We start from the raw sequence: 1,791 nt of genomic DNA, 5'->3' as shown, positions 1-1,791 counted from the left end.
GGGACGTCGCGAACAAGCGTCGCCGACCTAGGGCCGCCCACGCGGCCGCGTCGATGCTCACGGATGCCGTGTCTGCCAGAGCCAAAGCGCTTTCGATCTCTCGGATGTTCTCGTCGAGCAGGCTGAACATTTGCGCTAGCTGGAACGGGCTCATGCGGCCATTCGGGCTGGTCATGAAAACACGTACGCGCTTTTTGCCCCGCATGGCGTATTCAGCCGCACTTCCCGTGTCTCCCGATGTGGCACCAAAAATGTTCAGCGCTTCGCCGCGCCGAGCCAATTCGTACTCAAACAAATTGCCCAGCAACTGCATGGCCATGTCTTTGAAGGCCAAAGTGGGGCCATTGGACAAGGCCTCCAAAAACATGTCGGGCTGGGCTTGACCCGCGGCCTGCAAGGGCTTAAGCGGTACGATTTCTTTGGTACCGAACACCTCAGGCGTGTAGGTTTTGCTGCACAAGGTCCACAAGTCCTCGCGTGGAATGTCATCAATGTACAGCGACAACACCTCAAAAGCCAAAGCTGCATAGCCTTGGCTTTGCCAGACTTCGCGCAAACGCGTCAGCGCCGAAGCATCGACCTGCGGGTAGCTTTCGGGCAAGTACAAACCGCCGTCAGGGGCCAGACCTTCGAGAAGGATTTCACAAAATTGCTTGCGGTCGGCATGACCACGTGTCGACAGGTAGCGCATCAGTTCAACTCTTCCTTGCGAATGCGCACAATGGGTGCCATCACGGTTGGAAGGGCCTGCATTTGGGCCAGTACATCGTTCAGCGTGCCTTCGCTCGTGTCGTGGGTCAAGATGATCACATCGGTCTGATTTTCATCGGCTTGGCTGACCTGATCGGCCTCGCGCTGTAAAACCGCATCGATGCTGATGTCTGCTTGGGCCAGCAAGCCAGTCAGCTTGGCCAGAACGCCAGCTTGATCGGCCACGCGCAAACGCAGGTAATAGCTGGTCACGACTTCGGACATGGGCAACACACTCAAATCGCTCATGGCCCCCGGCTGGAAAGCCAAGTGTGGCACGCGGTTGAGGGGGTCGGCAGTGTGCAAACGGGTGATGTCCACCAAGTCGGCAATCACCGCACTGGCGGTGGGCTCGGAGCCTGCGCCCTTGCCGTAATACAAGGTGGTGCCCACGGCATCGCCTTGCACCATCACCGCGTTCATAGCGCCTTCCACATTCGCGATCAAGCGCTGGGTTGGCACCAGGCTGGGGTGCACGCGCAACTCGATGCCTTGCGCGGTGCGCTTGGTGATGCCCAGCAGCTTGATGCGGTAGCCCAGTTGCTCGGCGTACTTGATGTCGGCCGCGCCCAGTTTCGTGATGCCCTCGACATAGGCCTTGTCAAACTGCACCGGAATGCCAAACGCGATTGCGCTCATCAGTGTCACTTTGTGCGCCGCATCCACGCCCTCAATGTCAAAGGTCGGATCGGCTTCAGCGTAACCCAAACGCTGAGCTTCTTTGAGCACATCGCCAAAGTCCAAACCCTTATCGCGCATCTCGGACAAGATGAAGTTGGTCGTGCCGTTGATGATGCCGGCCACCCACTGGATGCTGTTGGCCGTGAGGCCTTCGCGCAACGCCTTGATGATGGGGATGCCGCCGGCCACCGCGGCCTCGAAGGCGACGGTGACGCCCTTGTCGCGTGCGGCGGCGAAGATCTCGTTGCCGTGCACCGCGAGCAGCGCCTTGTTGGCGGTGACCACGTGCTTGCGCTGCGCGATCGCCTCGAGCACCAGCTGGCGGGCGATGCCGTAGCCGCCGATCAGCTCGACGACGAC

General features: G+C 59.9%; 2 protein-coding genes. Both read right to left on the bottom strand.

What is annotated here, in order from left to right; all coding sequences use genetic code 11:
- Positions 1-691 (bottom strand): PALP domain-containing protein (locus ABWQ00_RS15275; RefSeq protein WP_502908161.1); only part of this gene is annotated, 691 nt, incomplete at its 3' end.
- A partial coding sequence (locus ABWQ00_RS15270) for a homoserine dehydrogenase (RefSeq protein ID WP_353239518.1) occupies positions 691-1,791 on the bottom strand: 1,101 nt, incomplete at its 5' end. The genes ABWQ00_RS15270 and ABWQ00_RS15275, both read right to left, overlap by 1 nt.

The sequence above is a fragment of the Limnohabitans sp. genome, from assembly GCF_040400975.1.
Taxonomy (GTDB): domain Bacteria; phylum Pseudomonadota; class Gammaproteobacteria; order Burkholderiales; family Burkholderiaceae_C; genus Limnohabitans_A.
This window is presented reverse-complemented; position numbering and strand designations above follow the sequence as displayed.